The organism is Streptomyces sp. NPDC001914 (assembly GCF_042891215.1).
Classification (GTDB): domain Bacteria; phylum Actinomycetota; class Actinomycetes; order Streptomycetales; family Streptomycetaceae; genus Streptomyces.
Genome location: NZ_JBIASW010000020.1, coordinates 26,610 through 51,255 on the forward strand (window position 1 = coordinate 26,610; position 24,646 = coordinate 51,255).

Sequence of the window (24,646 nt, forward strand, 5' to 3'; positions counted from 1 at the left end):
CGGAATGGTCGGCAACCACGACGCACCCGCAGCCGGGTACGCGCGGAAGGGGACGTGCCGGTACATCGATGGCCGGCGCCACTAACGGTCACGACTCTGCCCGACAGCGACGGCCTGATGCACCGGCACGGCCCCGACCCACCCACCGAACCGGAACCGCACCCGGGCCCGGCCCTCCGCCAGGAACCCGCTTCCCCACGCGAAATCCGAAGAACCTTCAGGGCTGCTCCAGGAGAACTCCACAGGTAAACGCGGGTAACACCCCAGGTCACCGAAGTAAGCGCGTACCGACCGCCCAGTTCGGCGAAACGGTCGCGCCGCCCCGCTACCTACGAGTAGCGTGCGCGCTGCTCACCCCCCGCTCCCTGCGGTCCCGCCCCGGACCCGAGCCACGCAAGGAGAACCGGGATGCCCGACACGTTCTCGTCCCCCGAGCACCCAAGGTCGCACCGGCAGCAACAGCACCAACCCCCCTACCCGCCGACCCCGTCCCCACGAGCCCCGCTCTACCAGCCGTACCCGCCCCCCGCGGGCGACTCCCTCGACCCCGGACACCCACCGCCCCACACGGCCCCCGACCCCACCCAGCTGACCTACCCCTGGCAGCCCCGGCCCCGGCCGCCCGAGCCCCCGCAACCGCGGATGCCGCGCCACCGCCCCCTCGGACAGCACAGCGACATCAGACTGCTGCGCGGCGCCTACCGCCGCCAGCGCCGCGTCGCGACCCTCACCGCCCTCGGCTACTTCACCCTCTTCCTCCTCCTGTCCGCCTTCGCCCCGTCGCTCATGACGAGCACGGTCTCCGGCGGGCTGTCGACCGGCCTGCTCCTCGGCCTGCTCCAGGTCCCCGTCACCTGCCTGGCCATCGCCCTGTACGAACACTCCGCGCGCCGGCGCCTCGACCCCGTCGCGGACCGGATCCGCAGACAGAGCGAACTGGACGCGAAACGGGAGGCCCGACGATGACGGGGTTCACCACCTCCGCACAGACCATGTCCCTCGTGGCGTTCACGGCCGTCGCCACGATCACCCTGCTCCTGTGCGTGATGACCGGCCCGGACCGGGACGACCTGGACGAGTTCTACACCGGCTACGGATCGCTCTCCCCGATGCGCAACGGCCTCGCCATCGCCGGGGACTACATCTCCGCCGCGAGCGTCCTCGGCACCAGCGGCGTCATCGCGCTGGCCGGCTACGACGGCGTGGTCCTCGCCCTGAGCACCGCCCTGTCCCTGATGCTGCTGATGTTCCTGCTGGCCGAACCCCTGCGCAACGCGGGCCGGTTCACCATGGGCGACGCCCTCGCGCGCCGCATGCCCGGCCGCGCCGTCCGCAACACGGCCTGCGCGGTGACCATCGTGGCGCTGCTGCCGCTCATGCTGGTCCAACTCGCGGGCGCGGGCGACCTGCTGGCGTTCCTCCTCGGCTTCTCCGCCGACTCCCTGAAGACCGGCTGCGTCATCGGCCTCGGCGCGCTGATGATCAGCTACGCGGCGATCGGCGGCATGAAGGGCACCGCCCTCATCCAGATCCTGAAGATCGTGATGCTGCTCGGCTCGGGCGTGGTCGTCGCCGTCCTCGTCCTGCACCGCTTCGACTGGAACCCCGGCACCCTGCTGGCCGCCGCGGCGGGCAACAGCGGTGTGGGCGACGCCTACCTCCACTCCGGTCTCCAGTTCGCGGGCGGCGCCAGCCCCCGCCTGGACATGATCACCTCGGAGCTGACCGTCGTCCTCGGCGGCGCCTGCCTCCCCCACATCACCATGCGCATGTACACCGCGGACAGCGCCCGCCAGGTACGCCGGTCGCTGTCCTGGGCGGTGCCGTGCGTGGCCCTGTTCGTCCTCATCGTCAGCGTCATCGGCTTCGGCGCCACCGCCCTGATCGGCCGCGACGCGATCGCGACGGCCGACCCGCAGGGCAACACCGCCTACCTGCTGGGCTCCCAGGCCGCCTTCGGCACCTCCGTCTCCGCGGCCGAGACCCTGCTGTTCACCACCGTGACGACGGCGATCTTCCTCACCCTGCTCGCGTCCGTCGCCGGGATGATCCTGGCCTGCGCCAACTCCCTCGCCCACGACGTGTTCGCGCACAGCCGGCTCTTCCGCGGCCGCCGCCGGAGCGACGAACTCTCCCCGCGCCGCGAGATGCTCCTCGCCCGCATCTCCGCGCTGGCGGTGGGAGCACCGGCCATCCTGCTCGCCACCCTCGTCCAGCATCACAGCCTTCAGCCCCTGGTCACCCTGTCCTTCTGCCTCGGCGCCTCCGCGATCGCGCCCGCGCTGGTCTACGGGCTCTTCTGGCGCCGCTACACCCGTGCGGGCCTGCTCGCCACCCTCATCGGCGGCACCCTCACGGTCCTCGTCCTGATGCCCGGCACCAACCTCGTCTCCGGCTCCCCCACCGCCGCGTTCCCGGAAGCCGACTTCAACTGGTTCCCGTTCACCACGACCGGCATCGTGTCGATCCCGCTGGGCTTCGCCTACGGCTGGCTCGGAACGGTGGCCTCGGGCCGCCGCAAGGCGGGAGAACAACGGAAGCAGTACGAGGCGGTCGAGGGATGGATCCTGGCGGGTGCGATACGAAAGGGAAGATGAACCGGACCGTCCGCCCCACCGAGAACCGACCGGGACGACGACCCGGCGCAAACCGACCGAAACGAGAGCCCCGGCAAACGCCAAGCCGAGACGACGCCCCGGAGTGAACCGGCCTAGACGACGGCCCAGAGTGAACCGACCCGGACGACGGCCCGGTGTGAACCGACCGGGACGACGGCCCCGGCAAACGCCAAGCCGGAACGACGGCCCGGTGTGAACCGGCCGGGACGACGGCCCGGTGTGAACCGGCCGGGACGACGGCCCGGTGTGAACCGGCCGGGACGACGGCCCCATGGCAACCGGCCGAGACGGGTGGGCGGGTGGGAAAAATGCCGCGGAGCGGCGAAGAGGCACCGCGGAGCGGCCGGCTCCCACCGAGTCCGGCTACTCCGCCGGGGCCCGCCCCGTAAGAGACGTCAGACTGCTCTGGACGTGATCCATGTGCGCCCGCACGTGATCCCACCGCTCCCCGTGCTCCCGTAGCACCCGATCCGTCTCCCGGGCGATCCGCTCCTCACTGACCCGCGCCTCCGCGACCAGCTCCCCGGCCCGCGCCCCCGCGTCCTCCTGCCGGTGCCGGTCCCACTCCTTCGCCTCCGCGAGCGCCCGCTCGGCCCGGGCGAGCGACTCCCCGGCGCGCGCCTCGCGGTCGAGCAGCCCCGCCTCGGCCGCGGCCTCGCGCTCACCGGCGGCCCGCTCGAACTCCGCCCACCGCGCGGCATGCTCCGCCTCCTGCGCGGCGACCAGGACCTCGGCACGCCGCCGCACCTCGCGCAGCACGGTGAGCACCTCCCCCCGCCCCTCCTTGACCTCCCGCCGCGCGGAGACCCGTACCTCGTCGGCCTCGGCCCGCGCGCCGGCCAGCCGTCCCGCGGCCCATTCCTCCGCCTCGTCGCGCACCTCGTCGGCGTACGCCCGCGCCGCCTCCCGCACGTCACGCCCCACCGACTCGGCCGCCTCGGCCTCGGCCCGGACCTCCTGCCGGGCCTCCTCCCGCAGGGCCTCGGCCTCCTCCTCGCCGAGCTCGAAGATCCGCCGCGCCCGCGCGCCCAGCTCCTCGTACGTCTGCGGGGCCAGCCGCGTCACGGCCTCCCGCAGCCGTTCCGCCTCGGCCTCCATGTCCCTCTCCAGCACGGTGAGCCGGGCGGCCCGCTCCCAGGCGGCGTCCCGGTCACGGGAGAACGCCGCGGCGTACGCGTCGACCTGTTCGGGACGGTAGCCACGCCCCCGTACGGCCATGAAGCCGTGCGGCGACACCCGTGCGCTGCTCATCCTTGGACCCCTCTCCGCCCGACCCACACGAAAAGACGATTTCGCGCACATCTTGATGGATCACGCGGAAGTGTTCATAACGCGACACTCCGCCCGCCCATTCGGCCCCGAGACGGGTCACGGTCATGCACTTCGAGGACGGCGACGGCGGCAGGAACGGACGAGGCGCCCGACCCGTGACCCGGGCCGAGCGCCTCATCCACCGCCTTGTCCTGCCTGTCGCACAACTCGGCTGCCCCGCTGTCCGCGGGAAGCCGCCCCTAGAGCAGCCCGTCCCACATCTCCTCCAGCAGGACCGACCACCAGCTCTCGGGCGAGGCCAGCGCCGCCGGGTCGAGCGCGACGAGCTGGGCCTGGAAGTCGACCGTCCAGCGGCCCGCCTGCTCCTGGTTGAGACCGAACCGCAGCCGCCACATCCGGCCGAGCAGCGCCAGGCAGCGCGCGAACTCGGGCAGGCCGGTGTTCACGAACTGCGGCGGCACCGGAGCGCCCCCGGGACCGGCCTCCACCGGCACCGCGACGATGTTCGCCGTGCCGTACTGGACACAGATCGCCTTGCCGAAGTCGCTGCCCATGACGAGGTAGGAGCCCGCGTCCTGGGACGCCGCCACCCCGCGCTCCTGCGCCAGTTCGGCGAGGGTGGGCACGGGACGGCCCGGCTGGGCCTGCGCCCAGAAGAACGGGCCCATGTCGACCGGCAGACCCGCCACGACCAGGGTGTGCGCCACGATCGGCGGGACGCCCTGCCGCGACACGGCCGCGTGGTCGAACCGGAACACCCCCGGTCCGAACGCCGCCGCCAGCTCCTGCGCGATCGCCTCCGGCGGGACCGGCGGCGCGGGCTGCACCGGCGGAATCGGCGCCCGCACCGGCGCCGGACGCGCCGGCCCGTCCGCGACCTGGTGCAACTCGCTGTGGTGCGCGAGAAGTTGGTGCATACCCTGCTGCCGGCTCGCGTGATCCGTGCCGTACGGGGCGATGCTCGTGATCCGCGCCTGCGGGAACGTCTCCCTGATCATCCGCGCGCAGTACGCGCCCGGCAGCTCACAGGACTCCAACTCCGTGTGCAGTTCGAGCACTTGCTGCGGCGGTACGTTCATCGCCCGCAGCTCGTGCAGGATCTGCCACTCCGGGTGCGGCGTACCCGGCGCGGACCGCCGGATGAGCTGCTGCTCGGACCCGTCCTGGGCCCGGTAGCGCAGCACGGCCTGATAGCCGGGTCCGACGGTCGGCTGCCCCGTCTGCGGATAGCCGTACGCCGGCTGCTGTCCCGGCAGCGGCTGAGGGGCGCCCACCGGCACGCCGGGAGCCTGCGGAGGCTGCGGCACACCGGGGCCACCGGCCGGAGGGGCGAACATCGTCGCCGCGTGATGCACCTCACCGGAGGGCGAGCCCCCCGGAGCACCCGGAGCACCGGGAGCACCCGGCGGCTGCGGCGCACCGGGACCGCCGACCGCGGGCCCTGCCAGCATCGTCGCGGCATGGTGCGCCCCGCCCGGAGGAGGCGTGGCGCCCGGCGGGGCCGGCACACCGGGAGCGGCGGGCTGCTGCCAGGGCGCGCCGGGAGCACCGGGGGGACCCGGCGGCTGCGGCGCGCCGGGGCCGCCGACCGCGGGGCCGGCCAGCATCGTCGCGGCATGGTGGACATGGCCCGGAGGAGGCGTGGCGCCGGGCGGCGTGGGCGCGCCGGGCACCCCCTCGGGCCCGTCCGGCCCGAGCTGCGACACGAGCTGCGTCGGCACGTAGCCGCCCGAGGACGCGCCGGGTCCGGGCGGCGGGGGCGTACTGCCCGGCCGCGCTCCCGGCACACCCGGGGCACTCGGCGGAGGCGGGGCACCCGCCGGGCCGCGCGCCGCCCGGGGCGGCTGCGCCTTGCTGGTCGCGGCGTCGGCGATGTCACCCGCGTTCGGCGGCAGCGGCCGCGACGGTACGGCGGGCGGCGGCGTACCGGGGGCACCCGGAGCCGACGGAGCGCCGGGCGGCGGAGTGGCCTGACCCGCGCCGGGTCCCTGGGGATAGCCGTAGGCGGAGGCGCCGGGCAGCCCGTGGCCCGCCGAACCACCCTGCTGCGCGGGCGCGTTCGGGTCGCCGGCGACGGGCGAGAGCGTGGTGCGCGGAAGCCGGCTGCCCCCGGAGATCATGGCGGTCTGGTCGTGCGCGGCCACCGGCGGCGGCGTGTGCGCGTCGTCGGCGTCCGTCAGCTGCGGGGCGAACACGGTCGCCGGCAGCGGTACGGAACGGTCGTCCCCTGGATCGGCGTTCGTGTCCGTCCCCGCCCACGGGGTCGCGTCGGCGGGAACCGGGGGCCTCATGTCCTGCCGGTCCGGGACCTCGTCGTCGGTCGCGGCGTCCGGCCACGGGGTGGCACCGCCGGGAACCGGCGCGGGAGAAGCGGAGGCCGGCGAGGGCACACCCGGCGTGGTCTCGGGGGAAGCGCCGTGCACTCCCGGCGCGGCCACCGCGCCGTGCTCCCCGGAATCCCCCGACACACCCGAGGCACCCGCGGGCGAACTCCCGCCCGCGACGGCCCCGTTCGCGGAACCGCCCGCCGAGGCGGCGGCCGGACGCGACCCCGCCCCGTCGGAACCGGACGATCCCGCCCCGGCACGCCGGTCCGGAATCCCCATCCTGTCCGCGGCCTCCTGCAGCCACTCCGGGGGACTCAGCAGGAACGACGTCTGGTTCAGATCGACCCGCGCCGCGGGCGCCGGCGCCGGTTCGGGAGCCCCGGCGGGCCCCCCGTACTCCTCCTCGTAACGGCGGATGACCTCACCCACCGGCAGCGCGGGCCACAACGTGGCCTCCCCGCTGTCCCGCGCGATGACGAGCCGCTGCGCGCCCCCGTCGGAACGCGGCCCCTCGGCACGGTCCTCCGCCCATACGACGAAACCGAGTTCGAACTCGCGCACCCGCACCTCGCGGTGCTGGTACCCGGGCACGTCCCCGTTGATCCACTCTTCCGCGCGCTCCTGCGCCTGCGCGAAGGTCACCATCGCAACCTCACTCCCCCACCGAAGAGACGGGCACGGCGTGAGCGAAGCCGCCGTCCACCATCAGATTCGCCACCGTCTCCAACTCCGGCGGATTGCCCGCGAGCCGCGACAGGAACTGGTCGAAGTCCTCACCGCACGGCAGGAGCAGCCGCTCCACCCGCTCGGCCGCCGGCCACGCGTCCGTGTCACGGGCGTCGTCGAACGCGCAGAACCAGACCGAACCGATCCGGTCGCCCTTGACCTTCACGGCCAGCAGACCGCCCTGCACGAACCCGACACCCAGGTAGTCCTTGGTCAGATGGTCGCGCAGACACTTGTTGACGTACACCAGGTCGTTGACCGCGGCCTCGTCGCGCACCGTGAACAGCGGCTGGTCCACCAGCAGTCCGAGCTCCGCGTCGAGCGCGGCACCCACCGGGGCGCAGCCGCCCGCGGCCTTCAGGAACGACCGGTAGGCACCGGGCAGCCGGTAACCGAGATCCTCCTCGACCGCCTGCACCTGCTGCTCGGACACCGCGACGGACGACTTCGGCAGTCCGAAGTGCGCGGGCCGCGTCTCCTGCAACGGCCGCGTCCCGCGCTTGGCATGGTCGACGGCGGCCGTCGCGACACCGCCGTGGTGCCGCAGCAGCGCCTTCACCTCGACCGGCACCAGCTCGAGCCGCCGCGTGCCCGCCACGTGGTGCCACGTCCAGCCGTGCGGGGTCGCCACGGAAGGAATGGTGTCCCACAGCTCGTGCCCGGACGCGGCGAGAGCGGCGTTCGCGGACACGTAGTCCGTCAGCCTCAACTCGTCGACCCCGAAGCCCTCCGGGGGCTCGGCGATCTCCGCCGCGGCACGCGCGTAGAGCGAGAAGTCGGGATAACCGCGCTCGTCGATCCGCACACCTCTGGGGTGGCGCGCTGCCCGGACCGGATCCGGGAAGTGCACGACTTGCCCGGCGTAGGCCGCGTTCGGCGGCGCGGCTTGTTGCCCGAGCCGACCTGTCGTCATGGCGGTTGCCCCCTGCGGCGTCTTCAGTAGCTGGATGGAGCGCGGATGTCGACAGCCTATTCGGTTGTACGACACCGGTCACCGGGCCTCCGGTTCCGTGACCAGCCGTCACCCCGCAGTGACCGTATGCCGAAGACCTGGCGTGTCGCGGCGCCCCAGCTACCGCTCCCGCCACGGCATTTGGCAGTCTGTCTCCGCACCGGGGGATGCACGGGAGGGAAAGACGATCATGAACGCGACGCATACGAGCACGTCCGGGGACCCCCGGGTCGGCTGGAGCAGCGCCGAGACGCTGCACGCTCCGGCCCTGCTGTACCGCCGCGACGGCATACTCCCCACCGTCGCCGCCGCCCTCTCCGTCCGCGGCGCCACCCTCACCGGAACGGCCGCCCGCGGCGACCAGGCACCCGCCCTTCACCCGCTGGTCCAGGACTTCCTCGACACCCTCACGAACGCGCAACGCGACCGCTTCACCGGCCGCTGCGCCGAGGCCATCCTGATCTCCCGGCAGATCGCCTCCGCCGACGCCGAACGCAGCAAGCGCGCCGGCCGCAGGCCCATGACCAACGGCGAGGCCCGCAAGGCCCTCAAGGGAGCCAAACTCACCGCGCGCCGCATCCGCGAGGACGGCGACCCGCTGCACGGCGGCTTCGCCGCACCCTGCCGCTCCTGCACCGCGCTCAGCGGCCACTTCGGCGTACGCATCGTCGACCCGGCCGCACCCGACGCCTGAACTCCCCCTTCCCCGCACACGTACGTATGACGGCGTCCCGCGACGCCGAGTCCCATCCCTCGACGAACGAAGGGCAGATGCACTCCGAACGCTCCTCCTCCAGCCTCTTCTCCCCCTCCGGGCAGGGGGGACCGGCCACCCGTTTCCCCGAGCCCGTGGACGCCGCGCTGCGCGCGGCCGGATGGCAGCCGGGACGCTGGGACATAAAGCAGGCCGAGTACTGGGCCGACGAACTGCGCGGACACGCCTCGCCGGCCGGGCACCGGCACTCCGTGTTCCCGGCGGCGGTCGAGGCGTGGGCGGAGTTCGGGGGGCTGCGTGTCGGCGCCGCCGGGCCAGGGCGTCAGGTCGCCCCCGCCCTGCTCGACCTCGATCCCCTGCACGGGCTGCACATGGCCCGCACCCTCGGTGATCTCGGGCGCGCGCTCGACACCGAGGTCTGCCCGCTGGGCGAGGAACCCGACTCTCACGCGCTGCTCGCCATCGACGCCGAGGGGCGGGTCTACACCCTCGACCACACCGGTGACTGGTTCCTGGGCCCCCACATCGACGCGGCCCTGACCACCCTCCTCACCGGCACCACCCCACCCCGCCTGACCACAACCTGACCCACAAGCCCTCCCTCGCCCCCTCCGCCCCTACCCGTCCCATACCGGGGGCGCTGCCCCCCGCCCCCCCGCTCCTCAATCGCCGGAGGGGCTGAAACGTGCCCGGCACCCGAGAGGCGCCCCCTGGGGCTCCGCCCCAGACCCCGCTCCTCAAACGCCGGAGGGGCTGGATTTCCCGGCCCGCGCTGAAGAGTTTCACCGGCCGGGGCTGGAGACTTTCGCCGATCGGGGCTGGATTTTCCCGGTTGGAGCTGGAGACTTTCGTCGGCCGGGGCTGGATTTTTTCCCCGGCCGGAGCTGGAAACTTCCGCCGGTCGGGGCTGCGACGGAACCCGCAGCCGGGATCCAGCGGCACGGTGTGGCCCGGACGGGGCACCACGGCGCACCCGCAGTCGGGATGCGGCGGAAGGGGACGTGCCGGTACATCGATGGCCGTCGCCACTAACGGTCACTTCTCTGCCCGACAGCGACGGCCTGATGCACCGGCGCGGCCCCGACCCACCCACCGGACCGAAACCGGAGCCGGACCCCGCGACACCGCCCGGAGGGCTACGCCGGGATGACCGCCGACACCCGGAACCCACCCGCATCAGTGGGCCCCGAGACGAACACACCCCCCAGAGCCGCCACCCGCTCCTTCATCCCCAGCAGCCCGTTCCCCCCACTGGGCAACCCGACCGAGGACCCCACCCCCACCTCGGGCGGACACTCGTTCTCCACCTGCATCGCGATCTCGGACACCCGATGCGCCAGCCGGACATACGTCTTGGCCCCCGCCGCGTGCTTGTGGACGTTCGTCAACGCCTCCTGCACCACCCGGTAGGCGGTCTGCTCGATCTCCCGGGCGTACGCCCGCATGTCCCCCTCGACCGACAGCGCCACGACCATCCCCGCCGCCGCCGACTGCCCGATCAACTCATCGATCTCGGCCAGACTCGGCCCCTCACCGGCCCCGGAGGAGTCACCCGCCGCTCGGGACGCCGCGGCGGCCGCCGCGGCCCCCACGGCCGCCAACGGCACCGACGGCACCCGCGCCTGCAACCCGTCCCCCGTGCGCAGCACACCCAGCATCTCGCGCAGCTCCGTGAGCGCCTGCCGCCCCATGTCCCCCACCAGGGCCGCGTTCTTCACAGCCTTCTCGGGATCCTTCCGGGCCACGGCCTGGAGAGCCGCCGCGTGGACGACCATCAGGGAGACCCGGTGCGCGACCACGTCGTGCATCTCCCGCGCGATCCGCGTGCGCTCCTCGTTGCGCGCCCACTCCGCCCGCTCCTCCGCCCGCTCCGCGAGAAGCTGCAGCTCCCGCTCCAGCGAGTCCGCCCGCTCCCGCAGGCTCTCCATCAGCCGACGCCTGGCCCCCATGTACAGCCCGAGCAGCACGGGCGGAGCGGTCATCCCGATGGCCGTCGTGATGGAGGCGAAGGGGACCAGCCAGTTCCCCATCGGCACGTCCCCGTCCACGACGCTCTGGTGCGCCCGGACGAACGTGACGATCAGCATGCCGGCGAAGGACATCCCGGCCAGCGCCGCGGTGATGCGCCGCGGCAGCTCGGACGCGGCGAGCGTGTACAGCCCGACGAGTCCCATCAGGAACCCCATCTGGGCGGGCGTGACCGCGATGGACACCAGGACGACCGCGATCGGCCACTTCCGCCGCACCAGCAGCACGGACCCGGCCGCCGTCCCGAACGCGACACCCACCGGAGCGGGCAGTCCCGCGTCGTGGGCGAAGCGGACCCCCTCGCCACCGCACTCGAACGCGGACGCCAGGGCGAGACCCGCGTCCAGCACCGCACTACGCCATCCACCCCACCACCACGGCCCGCTCCCGGCCCCGGTGTGCTCTTCCCCCGTCGTGGTCATGCCTCCAGCCTACGGTCGCACCCCGGACCATTTCCGGTGAGTTTTGCCGACTGGCCTACACCACACCCCACCTTCGAACAGAAGCGAAACCTGCCGATATCCCTCGAACTATTGAATCGATCACCGTTCGACCATGGAAGCCCGCATTCCGGCACGACGGTTTACCCATGACACACCCCCACAGCCGGCACCCGAATTTCGACTCCTTGCGCGAACAAGCGGTGACGCTGCGCCGGGCGGGGCTCAGCCGCCGCCAGATCCGTGACCGTCTCCACATCTACAACAACGACATCCTCAACCGTCTCCTGGAGGGCGAACCGCCCCCGGACTGGACCAGGCGCCCACGGGCCAAGGACGACCTCCGCGCCAGGGCCCGCGAGCTACGCCTGCAGGGCTGGACCTACGACCGCATCCAGCTCGAACTGGGCTGCTCGAAGAGCTCGATCTCCCTGTGGGTCCGGGACCTGCCGAAACCGGACCGCCGGGACTCCGTCGAGCAGGCGAAACTGGCGGGCCGCAAGAGGTGGGACCACGAACTCGCGGTACGGGACGAGGAGCGACGGCGGACGAAGACGGCCGCCGCGAACGAGATCGGCACGATGACCGACCGCGAACTGTTCATGACCGGCGTCGCTCTGTACTGGGCCGAAGGAACCAAGGACAAGCCCTACGCGAGGCGCGAGAACGTGATCTTCATCAACAGCGACCCGGGAGTCGTCCGGGTCTACCTCGAGTGGCTGGATCTGCTGGACGTGCCACGAGACCGGGTGCGCTTCCGCGTCATGATCCACGAAACCGCGGACGTGGCCGCCGCCGAACAGTATTGGTCCACCTTCGTCGGGGTCGACGTTTCCGCCCTCCAGCCGACGACACTCAAGAAGCACAACCCCAAGACGGTCCGGAAGAACATCGGCGACGCGTATAGGGGTTGTCTGGTCATCAGGGTCCTGAAGAGCGCCGAGTTGTACCGTCGCATCGAAGGCTGGTGGTCTGGCATGGTGGTGGAGGCCGAGCGGCGAACCGCGTAGGCTTCACCCGTTAATCCCCCGTGGTGTAATCGGCAACACACGTCACTTTGGATGATGTATTTCAGGTTCGAGTCCTGGCGGGGGAGCCATGCTCGGTTCGGGTCCTGACTGCTGTCAGGACCCTTCCTCATATCCCTCCTGATTCGCCCCGGTATCCTGCGGATGTCCACACCCCGCCATCCGAAGCCGAAGGGCAACCCCGTGAGCGCCAATCGCCCGGCAGCCGTCGTCGTACTTGCAGCGGGTGAGGGCACCCGTATGAAATCGGCCACACCCAAGGTTCTGCACGACATCTGCGGACGCTCCCTCGTCGGTCATGTGCTCGCCGCCGCGCGCGAGTTGGACCCCGAGAACCTGGTCGTCGTCGTCGGGCACGCCCGCGAGAAGGTCGTCGGGCACCTCGGGGAGATCGACCCGGGCGTACGGACGGCGGTGCAGGCCGAGCAGAACGGCACCGGGCACGCGGTACGGATGGCCCTCGAAGAGCTCGGCGGCGGCGTGGACGGCACCGTCGTCGTGGTCTGCGGCGACACCCCGCTGCTCAGCGGTGAGACCCTGCTCACGCTGGCCTCGACCCACAGCACCGACGGCAACGCCGTGACCGTGCTGACCGCCGAGGTCCCCGACGCCACCGGCTACGGCCGCATCGTGCGGGACGGCGCCAGCGGCGCGGTCACCGCGATCGTCGAGCACAAGGACGCCACCGACTCGCAGCGCGCGATCCGTGAGATCAACTCGGGTGTCTTCGCCTTCGACGGCCGCCTCCTCGCCGACGCGCTCGGCAAGGTGCGCACGGACAACAGCCAGGGCGAGGAGTACCTGACGGACGTCCTCGGGATCCTGCGCGAGGCCGGGCACCGCGTGGGCGCGGCCGTCGCCGCCGACCACCGCGAGATCGCCGGCATCAACAACCGCGTCCAGCTCGCCGAAGCCCGCCGCATCCTGAACGACCGGCTGCTCACGCGGGCCATGCTGGCCGGCGTCAGCGTCATCGACCCCGCGACGACCTGGGTCGACGTGACGGTCACCTTCGAGCAGGACGCGATCGTGCACCCCGGGACGCAGCTCCAGGGCGCCACGCATCTCGCCGAGGGCGCCGAGGTCGGGCCCAACTGCCGTCTGAAGGACACCCGGGTGGGCGCCGGCGCCCGCGTCGACAACACCGTGGCCGACACCTCCGAGGTGGGTCCAGAGGCGAAGGTGGGCCCGTTCGCCTATCTGCGTCCGGGCACGCGGATCGGCCTGAAGGCCAAGGTCGGCACGTACGTCGAGACGAAGAACGCGACGATCGGCGAGGGGACGAAGATCCCGCACCTGTCGTACGTCGGTGACGCGACGATCGGCGAGTACTCGAACATCGGCGCCGCGAGCGTGTTCGTGAACTACGACGGCCAGGAGAAGCACCACACCACGATCGGCTCGCACTGCCGTACGGGTTCGGACAACATGTTTGTGGCTCCTGTCACGGTCGGGGACGGCGCGTACACCGCGGCGGGCTCCGTCATCACCAAGGACGTGCCGCCCGGTTCGCTGGCCGTGGCCCGTGGCCAGCAGCGCAATATCGAGGGCTGGGTGGCTCGCAAGCGTCCCGGAAGCGCCGCCGCGAAGGCTGCGGAGACCGCCTCCCGGGAACCGGAAGGCGAAGGCTGACCGGAAAACGGCACGTCTGGGACGGCGTACCGTGATAAGTGCACACCCGCACCCCCGCTGAGAAGCCCTCTCGCAACCCAGCTGAGAAGGCCTCTCACGCCCACTGAGATGACCTCTGAGGAGACAGTGCTGTGACCGGGATCAAGACGACGACCGGCGAGAAGAAGATGATGTTCTTCTCCGGCCGCGCCCACCCCGAGCTTGCCGAGGAGGTCGCCCACAAGCTGGGTGTCGGGGTCGTCCCGACGAAGGCCTTCGACTTCGCGAACGGCGAGATCTACATCCGCTACCAGGAGTCCGCGCGCGGCGCCGACTGCTTCCTGATGCAGAGCCACACGGCTCCCATCAACAAGTGGATCATGGAACAGCTGATCATGATCGACGCTCTCAAGCGGGCCTCCGCCCGGAGCATCACCGTGATCGTGCCCTTCTACGGTTACGCCCGTCAGGACAAGAAGCACCGTGGACGTGAACCGATCTCGGCGCGTCTGATCGCGGACCTGATGAAGACGGCCGGCGCGGACCGCATCCTCACGGTCGATCTGCACACGGACCAGATCCAGGGCTTCTTCGACGGCCCGGTGGACCACCTGTTCGCTCTGCCGATCCTCGCCGACTACGTGGGCGCCAAGGTCGACCGGTCCAAGCTCACCGTCGTCTCCCCGGACGCCGGCCGGGTGCGGGTCGCCGACCGCTGGTGCGACCGTCTGGACGCTCCGCTGGCCATCGTGCACAAGCGCCGTGACAAGGACGTCGCCAACCAGGTCACCGTCCACGAGGTGGTCGGTGACGTGAAGGGCCGCGTCTGCGTCCTGGTCGACGACATGATCGACACCGGTGGCACCATCTGCGCCGCCGCCGACGCGCTCTTCGCGCACGGCGCGGAGGACGTCATCGTGACGGCCACGCACGGTGTGCTCTCCGGCCCGGCGGCCGACCGTCTGAAGAACTCCAAGGTCAGCGAGTTCGTGTTCACGGACACCCTGCCGACCCCGGGCGAGCTGGAGCTCGACAAGATCACGGTGCTGTCGATCGCCCCGACGATCGCCGACGCGGTGCGCGAGGTCTTCCAGGACGGCTCGGTGACGAGCCTGTTCGAGGAGCAGTAGGCCTCACCGCAGCCGGTCGGCGGCGGACCTGAGTCCTCGCCGCGGACCGGTCGCCTAGATCGATTTCTTGTACGGCCTCCCCGCCCCGTAAGCTGTCACAGTTGCTCGGCGAGGGAGGCCGCACTTGTGTGCGGCGGTCCGTTATCGACGCGCTCTTCGTAGCAGGCCGATGGTTTGGCCGGGTGACCTTCTTCCCCACGTTCTACGAGGAGTGAACATGTCCGAGGTCAAGCTCGACGCCGAGTCCCGCACCGAGTTCGGCAAGGGTGCCGCCCGCCGCGTCCGCCGTGAGGGCAGGGTCCCCGGTGTCGTCTACGGCCACGGCACCGAGCCGGTCCACATCACGCTGCCGGGCCACGAGCTGCTGCTCGCGCTGCGTACGCCGAACGTCCTGCTCTCCCTGGACCTGAACGGCAAGACCGAGCTCGCGATCCCGAAGGCCGTCCAGCGCGACGCCATCAAGGGCTTCCTCGAGCACGTCGACCTGCTCCTCGTGAAGCGCGGCGAGAAGGTCACCGTCGAGGTCTTCGTGCAGACCGAGGGCGAGCTGGCCCCGGGCAGCTTCCTCGTCGAGAACGTGCTGAACACCCTGACGGTCGAGGCCGAGGCCACCCACATCCCGGAGTCGGTCACCGTCTCCATCGAGGGCCTGGAGGCCGGCGCCTCCATCCACGCCAAGGACATCAAGCTCCCCAAGGGCACCACGCTGGCGATCGACGAGGACGCGGTCGTCATCCAGGTCCTGGCCGCCCAGGCCGAGGAGCCGGCCGCCGAGGGCGAGACCGAGGGCGACGCGGCCGCCGAGGCCTGATCCCTCCGGAATCTTCATCTGTGTCAGCCGCCGCTCCTTCCCGGGAGCGGCGGCTGCCGCGTATCTAGGACACATGGGAGACACGGACGTGACGACCGACGCCAATGCGCCCTGGCTGATCGTGGGCCTCGGCAATCCCGGCCCCGAGTACGCCATGAACCGGCACAACGTGGGCTTCATGGTGGCCGATCTGCTGGCGGAGCGGGTCGGCGGGAAGTTCAAGCGGGCGGGCAAGGCGCAGGCCCAGGTGATCGAGGGGCGGATCGGGCCGCCGGGTCCGGCGAACCGCAGGGTGATCCTGGCCAAGCCGATGTCGTTCATGAACCTGTCGGGTGGCCCGGTGACGGCGCTGCGCGACTTCTACAAGGTGCCGACGGCGAACATCGTCGCGGTCCACGACGAGCTCGACATCGACTACGGCGTGCTGCGGCTGAAGCTGGGCGGCGGCGACAACGGCCACAACGGTCTGAAGTCCATGACGAAGGCGATGGGCGCGGACTATCACCGGGTGCGGTTCGGCATCGGGCGCCCTCCGGGCCGCATGCAGGTCGCGGACTTCGTGCTGAAGGACTTCGCCTCGGCCGAGCGCAAGGAGCTGGACTACTTCGTGGACCGGGCGGCGGACGCGGTGGAGTGTCTGGTGATCGAGGGCCTGGAGCGGGCCCAGGGGACGTACAACTCCTGAGGAACGGGCCGCGGGGGCTCCCCGAGGGGCGGCCCGTTCGGCTCCGGGATGCGCGCGGAGCCCGGGCGGCCGGTACCGGTGGCCGACGTACCCGTACAACTGACGACTTGTCCCCAGCCGGGGTTGACCGAGCGCGCAGCCATGGCCAATGATCCCCGCCATGCCTGCCGTCGCCGCACATCGAGGCCCCCGCCGGAGCGCACACCCCGCGCTGCGTTTCGGACAGCGCGCGGCGATGGGCGTGGTCACCGGGCTCATCCTGATCGCGGGCGTCTGGGCCTCCTGGGGCACCGCGCAGCACGTGATGCTCAGCAAGGGCAGGGAGCAGGGCACGATCGCGGTGCGGTCGTGCTCGGGGGACGTCTGCACGGGTCCGTACACGCCGGTGTCGCCGGGTTCGAAGGCACGGTCCCATGTCGTCATCGACCAGTCGGTGGCGGTGGAGAAGGGCCGGACGTACACGGTCACGGTGAAGCCCGGCAGCGACGAGGTGGTGCGCAGCGGCCCGGCCGGTCTGCTGTACGCCTGGGTTCCGCTCGGCGGCGCCCTGCTGCTCGCCTCGGTGGTGGTGGCGGGCGGTCTGCGGCTGACCCGGGCGGCCTGGCTGATGGCGGGCGCGGGGCTGGCCCTGCTGACGGCCACGTTCCTGGTTCTGTAGACCGGGGCCGGTCCGAAGCCGGTCCGGGGCTCCTTTCAGCCGGAAGGCGCCCTTCACGCTCGTACGGGTACGAGCGTGAAGGGCGCCTTCTGGTCTGTCCGCCGGTGTCCGGCGGAGCCGTCGGGTCAGCCGGTGTTGCGCAGGCCCGCCGCCACACCGTTGACGGTCAGGAGCAGGGCCCGGGAGAGCAGCGGGTCCACGGCCGCACCGGTCGCGGCCTCGTCGCGCTGGCGCTTGAGGAGGGCCACCTGGAGGTAGGAGATCGGGTCCAGGTAGGCGTCCCGGATGGCGAAGGTCTGCTGGAGCACCGGGTTGGTGTCGAGCAGCTTCTCGCCGCCGGTGATGCGCAGCACCTCGCGCACGGTGAGCTCGTGTTCGGCCTCGATGACGGCGAACACGTGCTTGAGCTCGTCGGGGACGAGGGTGTCGACGTAGTGGCGGGCGATCCGCAGGTCGGTCTTCGCGAGGGTCATCTCGACGTTCGAGAGGAAGTTCCGGAAGAAGTGCCACTGCTCGTGCATCTCGTCGAGCACGGTGTCGAGGCCCGCCTCGCGCAGCGCCTTGAGGCCGGAGCCGACGCCGAACCAGCCGGGCACGATCTGCCGGGACTGGGTCCAGCCGAAGACCCACGGGATGGCGCGCAGTCCGTCGAGCGAGACGCCCGAGCCGGGGCGGCGGGAGGGCCGCGAGCCCAGGTGCAGATCGGCGAGCTGGTCGACCGGTGTGGAGGCGAGGAAGTACGTCGGCAGGTCGGGGTCCTCGACGAGCCTGCGGTAGGCGGAGTGGGCGGCGTCGGAGACGACGTCCATCGCCGCGTCCCAGCGGGCCAGTGCCTCGTCGGACTGGCGGGGCGCGGTGTGCAGGGCGGACGCCTGGAGGGTGGCGGCGACCGTCAGTTCGAGGTTCTCGCGGGCGAGCGAGGGGACCAGGTACTTGTCGGAGATGACCTCGCCCTGCTCGGTCACCTTGATCTCGCCCTCCAGGGTGCCCCAGGGCTGCGCGAGGATCGCGTCGTGCGAGGGGCCGCCGCCGCGGCCGACGGTGCCGCCGCGGCCGTGGAAGAGCCGCAGGCGTACGCCGTAGCGGTGGGCGACGTCGCGCAGCCGGCGCTGGGCGCGGTGGATCTCCCACTGGGAGGTGGTGATGCCGCCGAACTTGGAGGAGTCGGAGTAGCCGAGCATGACCTCCTGGACGTCCCCGCGCAGCGCCACGAGACGGCGGTAGGAGGGGTCGGAGAGCATGTCCTCCAGGATGGTGTCCGCGGCCTTGAGCTCGTCGGTGGTCTCCAGGAGCGGCACGATGCCGATCTTCGCCCAGCCGGCGTGCAGGTCGAGGAGTCCGGCCTCGCGGGCGAGGACGGCGGCGGCGAAGACGTCGTCGGCGCCCTGGCACATCGAGATGATGTACGACTCGATGACCTCGGGTCCGAAGACCTTCAGGGCCCGCTTGACGGTCTCGAAGACGCCGAGGGTCTTCTGTCCGGCGGCGTCCAGCGGCGCGGGGGTGGGTGCGAGCGGGCGACGGGAGCGCAGTTCCTTGGCGAGGAGCTTGGCGCGGTAGTCGCGCGGCATGTCCACATAGCGCCAGGACTCCTCGCCGAGGCGGTCGAAGAGCTGGCCGAGGGCGTGGTGGTGGGCGTCCGCGTGCTCGCGTACGTCCATGGTGGCGAGCTGGAGGCCGAAGGCGGCGAGCGTGCGGATGGTGCGGTTCATGCGGCCGTCGGCGAAGAGGCCGCCGCGGTGCTCGCGCAGCGAGGTCTGGATGAGGGTGAGGTCGCGCAGCAGTTCGGCGGTGCCGAGGTAGTCGCGGCCGTCCTCGTGGGGCGTGCCCTTGGCCAGGCGGTGCTTGGTGTTCTCGAGCTTCTGCCGGATGCAGGTGGCCTTGAGGCGGTAGGGCTCCTCGGCGTTGAGGCGCTTGTAGCGGGGGCTGATCTCCGGCAGGCGCTCCAGGTCGCTCTGGAGGGATTCCAGGAGTTCCTCGGTGGCGCCGGTGTAGCGGATGGAGTTCGACAGGAAGCCGCGGAGTTCGTCGATCAGTTCCAGGGCGTCGTTGATGCCGTGCTCGTGCTGGAGGATCAGGACGTCCCAGGTGACGTCCGGGGTGACGTTCGGGTTGCCGTCGCGGTCGCCGCCGATCCAGGTGCCGAAGGTGAGCGGGCGGGTGTCGTCCGGGAGGGCGACGCCGACACGTTCGAGTTCGGCGGTGAGGTCCTCCAGGACGTCGCCGACGGCTCCGGCGTGCAGCTCGTCCAGGTAGTAGATGGCGTTGCGGGCCTCGTCGGCGGGCTCGGGGCGCACCACGCGGAGCTCGTCGGTCTGCCACACGAGGTCGATGTTCTCGGCGAGGCGGGTGTCGTAGCGGCGGCGGTCGGCCTCGATGACCGGGGTCTCCAGGAGCGCGGCGATGCGCCGCAGCTTGTTGAGGACCGAGCGCCGGGCCGCCTCCGTGGGGTGGGCCGTGAAGACGGGGCGGACGTTGAGGTTCTTGACCGTCTGCCGCAGGTGCTCGGGGTCGGCGTCCTTGAGCCGGTCGGCCGTCCGGGAGAGGAGGCCGCCCTCCGCGGCGCGCTTGGCGCGCAGCTCGCGGCCGCGGTGCACCTGCTCGGTGACGTTGGCGAGGTGGAAGTAGGTCGAGAAGGCGCGGACCAGCTTGGCGGCGGTCTCCAGTTCGGTGCCGCGCAGCAGCTCGGCGGCGGCCTCGCCGTCCTCGCGGGTCAGGCGGCGGACCTTCTCGACCAGTTCCAGGAGCTCGGGGCCCTCCTGCCGGACGAGGGTCTCGCCGAGCAGGTCGCCCAGGCGGCGGATGTCGGCGCGCAGTTCGCTGCTGGTCGTCGTGGTCTGGTCGTCGGCACTGCTCACAGGTGCGGCTCCTTGCAGTGGTGAAGCTCGTCTGAAGAGTGGGGAATCTCGTTCGAAGCTCGTCTGGGAGGGAACCCGGGTGACGACCGCGCGCGGCGGGTGCCGCTTAGGGAGGTGGCATCCGGGAAGTAATCAGAGCGGACCGCGCTGTCCGACCGATACCAAGGATAGGTGTCCTCCCGGACGCGCAGGCTCACGGGCTCTTGCCGCCGGGCTACGCGCTGACATACTTACGACGCCGTAGGTTACGGACCCGTAGGTATTCCCGTCGGACGGCGGGGGGACCCTGGTTCACACCCGGACTCTCCTGCCCGCCGTTCCTCACCCTCGAACCCCACAGGGGACGCCCCATGACCACGAGTTCCGATGTGATCGACGACGCCCCGCGGGCGGACGACGACACCTCGCTCCCCGCCGCGACCCTCGGCGGCGAGAGGAAGGGGTCACTCGAACAGATCACCCTTCTTCTCTTCATCGCTGTTCCGTTCCTGGCGCTGCTGGCGGCGGTGCCGCTGGCCTGGGGATGGGGGCTGAGCTGGCTGGATGTCGGCCTGCTGGTCTTCTTCTACTACCTGGGCTGCCATGGCGTGACGATCGGCTACCACCGCTATTTCACCCATGGCTCCTTCAAGGCGAAGCGTCCCCTGCGGATCGCGATCGCGATCGCGGGGTCGATGGCGGTCGAGGGCCCTCTCGTGCGCTGGGTCGCCGATCACCGCAAGCACCACAAGTTCTCCGACGCGGAGGGTGACCCGCACTCGCCGTGGCGGTACGGCGAGACGGTCCCCGCGCTGATGAAGGGCCTGTGGTGGGCGCACATCGGCTGGATGTTCGACGAGGAGCGGACCTCGCAGGAGAAGTACGCCCCCGATCTGGTCAAGGACCCGGTGATCCGGGCGATCTCGCGTCAGTTCATCCTCTGGACGCTGCTCTCGCTGGCGCTGCCGGCCCTGATCGGCGGTCTGGTCACGATGTCGTGGTGGGGCGCGTTCACCGGGTTCTTCTGGGGGTCACTCGTCCGGGTGGCGTTGCTGCACCATGTGACCTGGTCGATCAACTCGATCTGTCACGCGGTCGGCAAGCGTCCGTTCAAGTCGCGTGACCGTTCGGGCAATGTGTGGTGGCTGGCCGTCCTCTCGTGCGGGGAGTCCTGGCACAACCTGCACCATTCCGATCCCACGTCGGCCCGGCACGGTGTGGACCGCGGCCAGATCGACTCCTCTGCGCGGATCATCCGCTGGTGCGAGCAGCTCGGATGGGCCTACGACGTGCGCTGGCCGTCCCGCTCGCGTCTCGATTCCCGGCGCAGCGAGGGCGGGAACGGCTCCCGGCGCAAGACGGAAACCGCTGAAGCGGCATGATTGACGGCGTGGCGACCGACTCCAGCAGCACCCCGAGCAGCAGCGAGAAGCCGCGGCGCGCGCGCCGCACCCGCATGACGGGCGCCGAGCGCCGTCAGCAGCTGCTGGAGATCGGCCGCACCCTGTTCGCGGCCAAGGGCTTCGAGGGCACGTCGGTGGAGGAGATCGCGGCCAAGGCCGGTGTCTCCAAGCCGGTGGTCTACGAGCACTTCGGCGGCAAGGAGGGCCTGTACGCGGTGGTGGTGGACCGTGAGATGCGGCGGCTGCTGGACATGGTGACCAGTTCGCTGACGGCGGGCCATCCGCGCGAGCTGTGCGAGCAGGCGGCGTTCGCCCTCCTGGACTACATCGAGGAGTACACGGACGGGTTCCGCATCCTGGTGCGTGACTCCCCCATCCCGCAGTCGACGGGTTCGTTCGCGTCGTTGATCTCGGACATCGCCACCCAGGTGGAGGACATCCTGGGCCGCGAGTTCAAGAGCCGCGGCTTCGACTCGAAGCTGGCGCCGCTGTACGCCCAGGCCCTGGTCGGCATGGTCGCGCTGACGGGCCAGTGGTGGCTGGACGTGCGCAAGCCGCGCAAGGCGGAGGTCGCCGCGCATCTGGTGAACCTGGCGTGGCACGGCCTGGACGGGCTGGAGCCGAAGCCGCGGTTGATAGGGCACCGCAAGGCCTAGCGAACGGTCCGGGAGCCCCCCGCGCCCCCGGACCGCCCGTCCCCCGGCCCCCCGGTCTCCACCCCCGCCCTCCGGCTCCCCGGCCTTTCGGCCCCGGCTCTCCCACGCGGGGAAGCGGCTCGGCCCGTCGGTGCCGTCAGCCGGACTCCGGCTCCGGTTCCGGCTCCAGGAATTCGAGGCGGTTGCCTACGGGGTCCTCGGAGAAGAAGCGCCGGTGGCCGGGCAGGTCCCCGTCCCAGGTGACGGGGAATCCGGCGGCGGCGATCCGGGCCGCGCAGGCGTCGATGCCGGTGACGCGCAGCCCGGGGTGGGCCTTCTTCGCGGGACGGAAGGCGGCCTCGATCCCGAGGTGCAGCTCGACGGCTCCCGCCCGGAACCAGCAGCCCCCGCGGGCGGCGAGGACGGGCGGCTTGGGTGTCTCGGTCATGCCGAGGGCGTCGACGTAGTACGCGCGCAGCAGGTCCTCGGAACCCGGCGGGGCGGCGAGCTGGACATGGTCGAGGGCGGTGAGCATCAGGCCTCCTTCCGGGCCACGGCGAACAGCCGGCGAAACGGCAGGACGGTGCCGTACGGCCGGGCGGGGTAGGCCTCGCGCAGCAGGTCCCGGTAGGCGGTGAGGAAGGCGTCCGCGGCCTCGGGGTCGTCGGCGAGGGCGGTCAGCACGGGCCTCAGCGCGGTCCCCTTCGCCCAGTCGAGAACGGGGTCGGGGCCGCTCAGCAGCTGCATGTACGTGGTTTCCCAGACGTCCGTCCGGCAGCCGGCGCCCTCCAGCCGGTCCAGGTAGACGAGCGGGTCGTGGACCGAGTCGGCGGGGCGGAGCGTGTCGCCGAGGAGTCCCTTCCAGCGCGGGGAGGAGGCGAGTTCGCGCAGGATGACGTGCAGCGGGGCGTCGGTGTTGTGCGGCATCTGGAAGGCGAGGGTGCCGCCGGGCGCGAGGGCGTCGAGCCAGCCGGAGAGCGAGTCCAGGTGTCCGGGCACCCACTGGAGGGCGGCGTTCGAGGTGATCAGGTCGTACGTCTCGGCGGGCACCCAGTCGGTGAGGTCGGCGTGGGCGAAGTCGAGCCGTCCGCCGCCGGCCGTGGGACCGGCGTGCTCCTCGGTCCTGGCCAGCATGTCGGCGGAGTTGTCGTAGCCGGTGATGTGGGCGGTGGGCCAGCGGGCGGCGAGCTGGACGGTGACGTTGCCGGGGCCGCAGCCGAGGTCGGCGATGCGGGCCGGGTCGCGCGGCAGGCCGGTGACCTGGGCGAGCAGGTCGGCGAAGGGACGGGCCCGGTGCCGGGAGTGGCGCAGGTACTGACCCGGGTCCCAGGTGGGGGTGGCAGCCATGGGTGGCCTCCTCGAAGTCGCCGCGGGGTCGCGGACCGCTGAAGGGGCGGCGGTGACCGGACCGTTCGGATCTCCAGCCTCACAGCAAATATATCTCGACGTCAAGAGACTTGCTGTCGAGAAACTCCACATCAAGAGACTTCATGTCGACACAACCACTACACTGATCGTCATGGAGGACGAGGTCGATCGGCTGGTCGCTGCGTGGCGCCGGGAGCGCCCGGACCTCGACGTGGAACCGCTCGAGGTGCTCAGCCGGGTGAGCAGGCTGGCCCGGCACCTGGACCGTGCGCGCCGGCTCGCTTTCGCCGAGCACAGCCTCGAGCCCTGGGAGTTCGACGTCCTGACGGCGCTGCGGCGCGCGGGATCCCCGTATCAGCTCTCTCCCGGGCAGTTGCTGACCCAGACGCTCGTCACCTCCGGCACGATGACGAACCGCATCGACCGTCTGACCAAGAAGGGTCTGGTGGAACGCCTCCCGGACCCGAGCGACCGCAGGGGCGTGCTCGTCCGCCTCACGGACGAGGGGTGCGACCGCGCCGACCAGGCACTGGCCGGCCTGCTCGACCAGGAGCGCGCGATCCTCGCCGAGCTGAGCCGGGCACAGCGCGGTGAACTGGCCGGACTGCTACGCCAGTTGACCGCCCCGTTCGACAACATCCCCGGTTAGGTCGACGGGTCCGACCCCGGCGCGCCTCGCCAGTGCGACGGCGGCGAGGGTGGAGTGCACGCCGAGCTTGCCGAGGACGTTCTGCATGTGGGTGCGGACCGTGTGCGGCGACAGGAACAGCCGCTCCGCCACCGCCTTGCGCCCGAGCCCGGCCACCATGCACCGCAGCACCTCGCGCTCGCGGGGCGTCAGCGACTCGACGAGCCGTTCGCTCTCGGTGCGGTGCTTGCGCGCGGCGGTGAGCTCGCGCAGCACCCCGGTGAGCAGGGCGGGCGGAAGATGGGTCTCGTCACGCAGCACACCCCGTATGACGGTGAGCAGCCGCGACAGCGAGCAGTCCTTGGCGACCCACCCCGAGGCCCCGGCCTGCAGGGCGAGCGCGGCCCGGCGCGGGTCGTCCTTCTCGGCCAGCACGACGGTCCGTACGCCCGGCTGTCCCGAACGCACCCCGGCGACCAGCGATATGCCGTCGACCAGGCCGTCCTCGTTGCTCTCCTGGACGGGCACCGCCGGACGCATGCCGGGCAGATTGCCGCCCAGGTCGGCGTCGACGAGCAGGACGTCGAAACGGCGGCCCTCGGCCGCCGCGCGTTCGAGGCAGCGCAGCGCGGCCGGACCGCTGCCGGCGGCGGACACGTCGACGTCGGGCTCGGCCGCGAGCGCGGCGGCGAGCGACTCGGCGAAGATGCGATGGTCGTCGACGACCAGTACTCGGATGCGAACCACAGAAACCCCCACTGTCGGGGGACGATC

At 71.5% G+C, this 24,646-nt stretch carries 21 protein-coding genes and 1 tRNA gene; 14 read left to right on the forward strand and 8 right to left on the reverse strand.

Annotated elements, in window-relative coordinates; genetic code table 11:
* The first annotated feature begins 408 nt into the window (after window positions 1–408).
* Together ACFYYF_RS36330 and ACFYYF_RS36335 are read left to right on the forward strand one after the other, a co-directional pair.
* Complete coding sequence (locus ACFYYF_RS36330; RefSeq protein ID WP_388782579.1) at window positions 409–966, forward strand: DUF485 domain-containing protein; 558 nt, start codon at window positions 409–411, stop codon at window positions 964–966.
* Window positions 963–2,597 carry a cation acetate symporter gene (locus tag ACFYYF_RS36335; RefSeq protein ID WP_361683962.1) on the forward strand — a complete coding sequence of 545 codons (1,635 nt, stop codon included), beginning with the start codon at window positions 963–965 and terminating at the stop codon, window positions 2,595–2,597. Before ACFYYF_RS36330 ends, ACFYYF_RS36335 begins: the two co-directional genes overlap by 4 nt.
* A 384-nt stretch (window positions 2,598–2,981) precedes the next feature.
* Here ACFYYF_RS36335 and ACFYYF_RS36340 read toward each other — a convergent pair whose 3' ends face one another.
* The 3 genes from ACFYYF_RS36340 to ACFYYF_RS36350 form a co-directional block, all read right to left on the reverse strand.
* Window positions 2,982–3,869 carry a cellulose-binding protein gene (locus tag ACFYYF_RS36340; protein ID WP_388782582.1) on the reverse strand — a complete coding sequence of 296 codons (888 nt, stop codon included), beginning with the start codon at window positions 3,867–3,869 and terminating at the stop codon, window positions 2,982–2,984.
* Window positions 3,870–4,129: 260 nt separating this feature from the next.
* Entirely contained in the window at window positions 4,130–6,862 is a 2,733-nt protein-coding gene (locus tag ACFYYF_RS36345) for an SUKH-4 family immunity protein (RefSeq protein ID WP_388782585.1), read from the reverse strand.
* Between the two features lie 7 nt (window positions 6,863–6,869).
* Entirely contained in the window at window positions 6,870–7,856 is a 987-nt protein-coding gene (locus ACFYYF_RS36350; protein ID WP_361683953.1) for an SMI1/KNR4 family protein, read from the reverse strand.
* A gap of 229 nt (window positions 7,857–8,085) precedes the next feature.
* On the opposite strand from ACFYYF_RS36350, the gene ACFYYF_RS36355 reads away from it, so the two are divergent.
* Window positions 8,086–8,589, forward strand: a complete 504-nt coding sequence (locus ACFYYF_RS36355) for a YwqJ-related putative deaminase (RefSeq protein ID WP_388782588.1) — start codon at window positions 8,086–8,088, stop codon at window positions 8,587–8,589.
* Window positions 8,590–8,666: 77 nt separating this feature from the next.
* Window positions 8,667–9,197 carry an SUKH-3 domain-containing protein gene (locus tag ACFYYF_RS36360; RefSeq protein WP_361683947.1) on the forward strand — a complete coding sequence of 177 codons (531 nt, stop codon included), beginning with the start codon at window positions 8,667–8,669 and terminating at the stop codon, window positions 9,195–9,197.
* Window positions 9,198–9,746: 549 nt separating this feature from the next.
* On the opposite strand, the gene ACFYYF_RS36365 is transcribed toward ACFYYF_RS36360, so the two are convergent.
* A complete protein-coding gene (locus ACFYYF_RS36365) occupies window positions 9,747–11,060 on the reverse strand; it encodes a sensor histidine kinase (RefSeq protein ID WP_388782592.1) in 1,314 nt (437 codons plus the stop codon).
* Between the two features lie 167 nt (window positions 11,061–11,227).
* Here ACFYYF_RS36365 and ACFYYF_RS36370 point away from each other — a divergent pair, with 167 nt between their 5' ends.
* The 7 genes from ACFYYF_RS36370 to ACFYYF_RS36400 all read left to right on the forward strand — a co-directional run bounded on the left by ACFYYF_RS36370 (window position 11,228) and on the right by ACFYYF_RS36400 (window position 17,001).
* Window positions 11,228–12,088: a hypothetical protein gene (locus ACFYYF_RS36370; protein WP_388782595.1), complete on the forward strand. Its 861-nt coding sequence runs from the start codon at window positions 11,228–11,230 to the stop codon at window positions 12,086–12,088.
* A gap of 14 nt (window positions 12,089–12,102) precedes the next feature.
* A tRNA-Gln gene (locus tag ACFYYF_RS36375) sits at window positions 12,103–12,177 on the forward strand.
* Window positions 12,178–12,289: 112 nt separating this feature from the next.
* Entirely contained in the window at window positions 12,290–13,738 is a 1,449-nt protein-coding gene (glmU, locus tag ACFYYF_RS36380; RefSeq protein WP_388782598.1) for a bifunctional UDP-N-acetylglucosamine diphosphorylase/glucosamine-1-phosphate N-acetyltransferase GlmU, read from the forward strand.
* A 131-nt stretch (window positions 13,739–13,869) separates the two neighbouring features.
* Complete coding sequence (locus ACFYYF_RS36385; RefSeq protein ID WP_361683934.1) at window positions 13,870–14,847, forward strand: ribose-phosphate diphosphokinase; 978 nt, start codon at window positions 13,870–13,872, stop codon at window positions 14,845–14,847.
* A 217-nt stretch (window positions 14,848–15,064) separates the two neighbouring features.
* Entirely contained in the window at window positions 15,065–15,658 is a 594-nt protein-coding gene (locus ACFYYF_RS36390; RefSeq protein ID WP_388782602.1) for a 50S ribosomal protein L25/general stress protein Ctc, read from the forward strand.
* Window positions 15,659–15,731: 73 nt separating this feature from the next.
* Window positions 15,732–16,343 carry an aminoacyl-tRNA hydrolase gene (gene pth, locus ACFYYF_RS36395; RefSeq protein ID WP_361683929.1) on the forward strand — a complete coding sequence of 204 codons (612 nt, stop codon included), beginning with the start codon at window positions 15,732–15,734 and terminating at the stop codon, window positions 16,341–16,343.
* 148 nt (window positions 16,344–16,491) lie between these two features.
* A complete protein-coding gene (locus tag ACFYYF_RS36400; protein WP_388782606.1) occupies window positions 16,492–17,001 on the forward strand; it encodes a hypothetical protein in 510 nt (169 codons plus the stop codon).
* A gap of 125 nt (window positions 17,002–17,126) precedes the next feature.
* On the opposite strand, the gene ppc is transcribed toward ACFYYF_RS36400, so the two are convergent.
* The gene (gene ppc / locus ACFYYF_RS36405; RefSeq protein WP_388782608.1) at window positions 17,127–19,859 is read right to left on the reverse strand and encodes a phosphoenolpyruvate carboxylase; all 2,733 of its coding nucleotides are present in this window, start codon (window positions 19,857–19,859) and stop codon (window positions 17,127–17,129) included.
* Between the two features lie 350 nt (window positions 19,860–20,209).
* Between ppc and ACFYYF_RS36410 the strand changes: the two genes are divergently transcribed.
* Both ACFYYF_RS36410 and ACFYYF_RS36415 read left to right on the forward strand, forming a co-directional pair.
* Window positions 20,210–21,220 (forward strand): fatty acid desaturase, encoded by a 1,011-nt coding sequence (locus ACFYYF_RS36410; RefSeq protein ID WP_361683920.1) that lies wholly within the window; start codon window positions 20,210–20,212, stop codon window positions 21,218–21,220.
* Window positions 21,217–21,897: a TetR/AcrR family transcriptional regulator gene (locus ACFYYF_RS36415; protein ID WP_361683917.1), complete on the forward strand. Its 681-nt coding sequence runs from the start codon at window positions 21,217–21,219 to the stop codon at window positions 21,895–21,897. The genes ACFYYF_RS36410 and ACFYYF_RS36415 overlap by 4 nt, the downstream gene beginning before the upstream one ends.
* Before the next feature lie 136 nt (window positions 21,898–22,033).
* Here ACFYYF_RS36415 and ACFYYF_RS36420 read toward each other — a convergent pair whose 3' ends face one another.
* Both ACFYYF_RS36420 and ACFYYF_RS36425 read right to left on the reverse strand, forming a co-directional pair.
* Window positions 22,034–22,411: a glyoxalase gene (locus ACFYYF_RS36420; protein ID WP_388782611.1), complete on the reverse strand. Its 378-nt coding sequence runs from the start codon at window positions 22,409–22,411 to the stop codon at window positions 22,034–22,036.
* Window positions 22,411–23,223, reverse strand: a complete 813-nt coding sequence (locus ACFYYF_RS36425) for a trans-aconitate 2-methyltransferase (RefSeq protein WP_388782614.1) — start codon at window positions 23,221–23,223, stop codon at window positions 22,411–22,413. The genes ACFYYF_RS36420 and ACFYYF_RS36425 overlap by 1 nt, the downstream gene beginning before the upstream one ends.
* A 172-nt stretch (window positions 23,224–23,395) precedes the next feature.
* On the opposite strand from ACFYYF_RS36425, the gene ACFYYF_RS36430 reads away from it, so the two are divergent.
* Window positions 23,396–23,893: a MarR family winged helix-turn-helix transcriptional regulator gene (locus tag ACFYYF_RS36430; RefSeq protein WP_261703948.1), complete on the forward strand. Its 498-nt coding sequence runs from the start codon at window positions 23,396–23,398 to the stop codon at window positions 23,891–23,893.
* Here ACFYYF_RS36430 and ACFYYF_RS36435 read toward each other — a convergent pair.
* Entirely contained in the window at window positions 23,852–24,619 is a 768-nt protein-coding gene (locus ACFYYF_RS36435) for a response regulator transcription factor (RefSeq protein WP_326787288.1), read from the reverse strand. The genes ACFYYF_RS36430 and ACFYYF_RS36435 overlap by 42 nt on opposite strands.
* Between the last annotated feature and the right edge of the window lie 27 nt (window positions 24,620–24,646).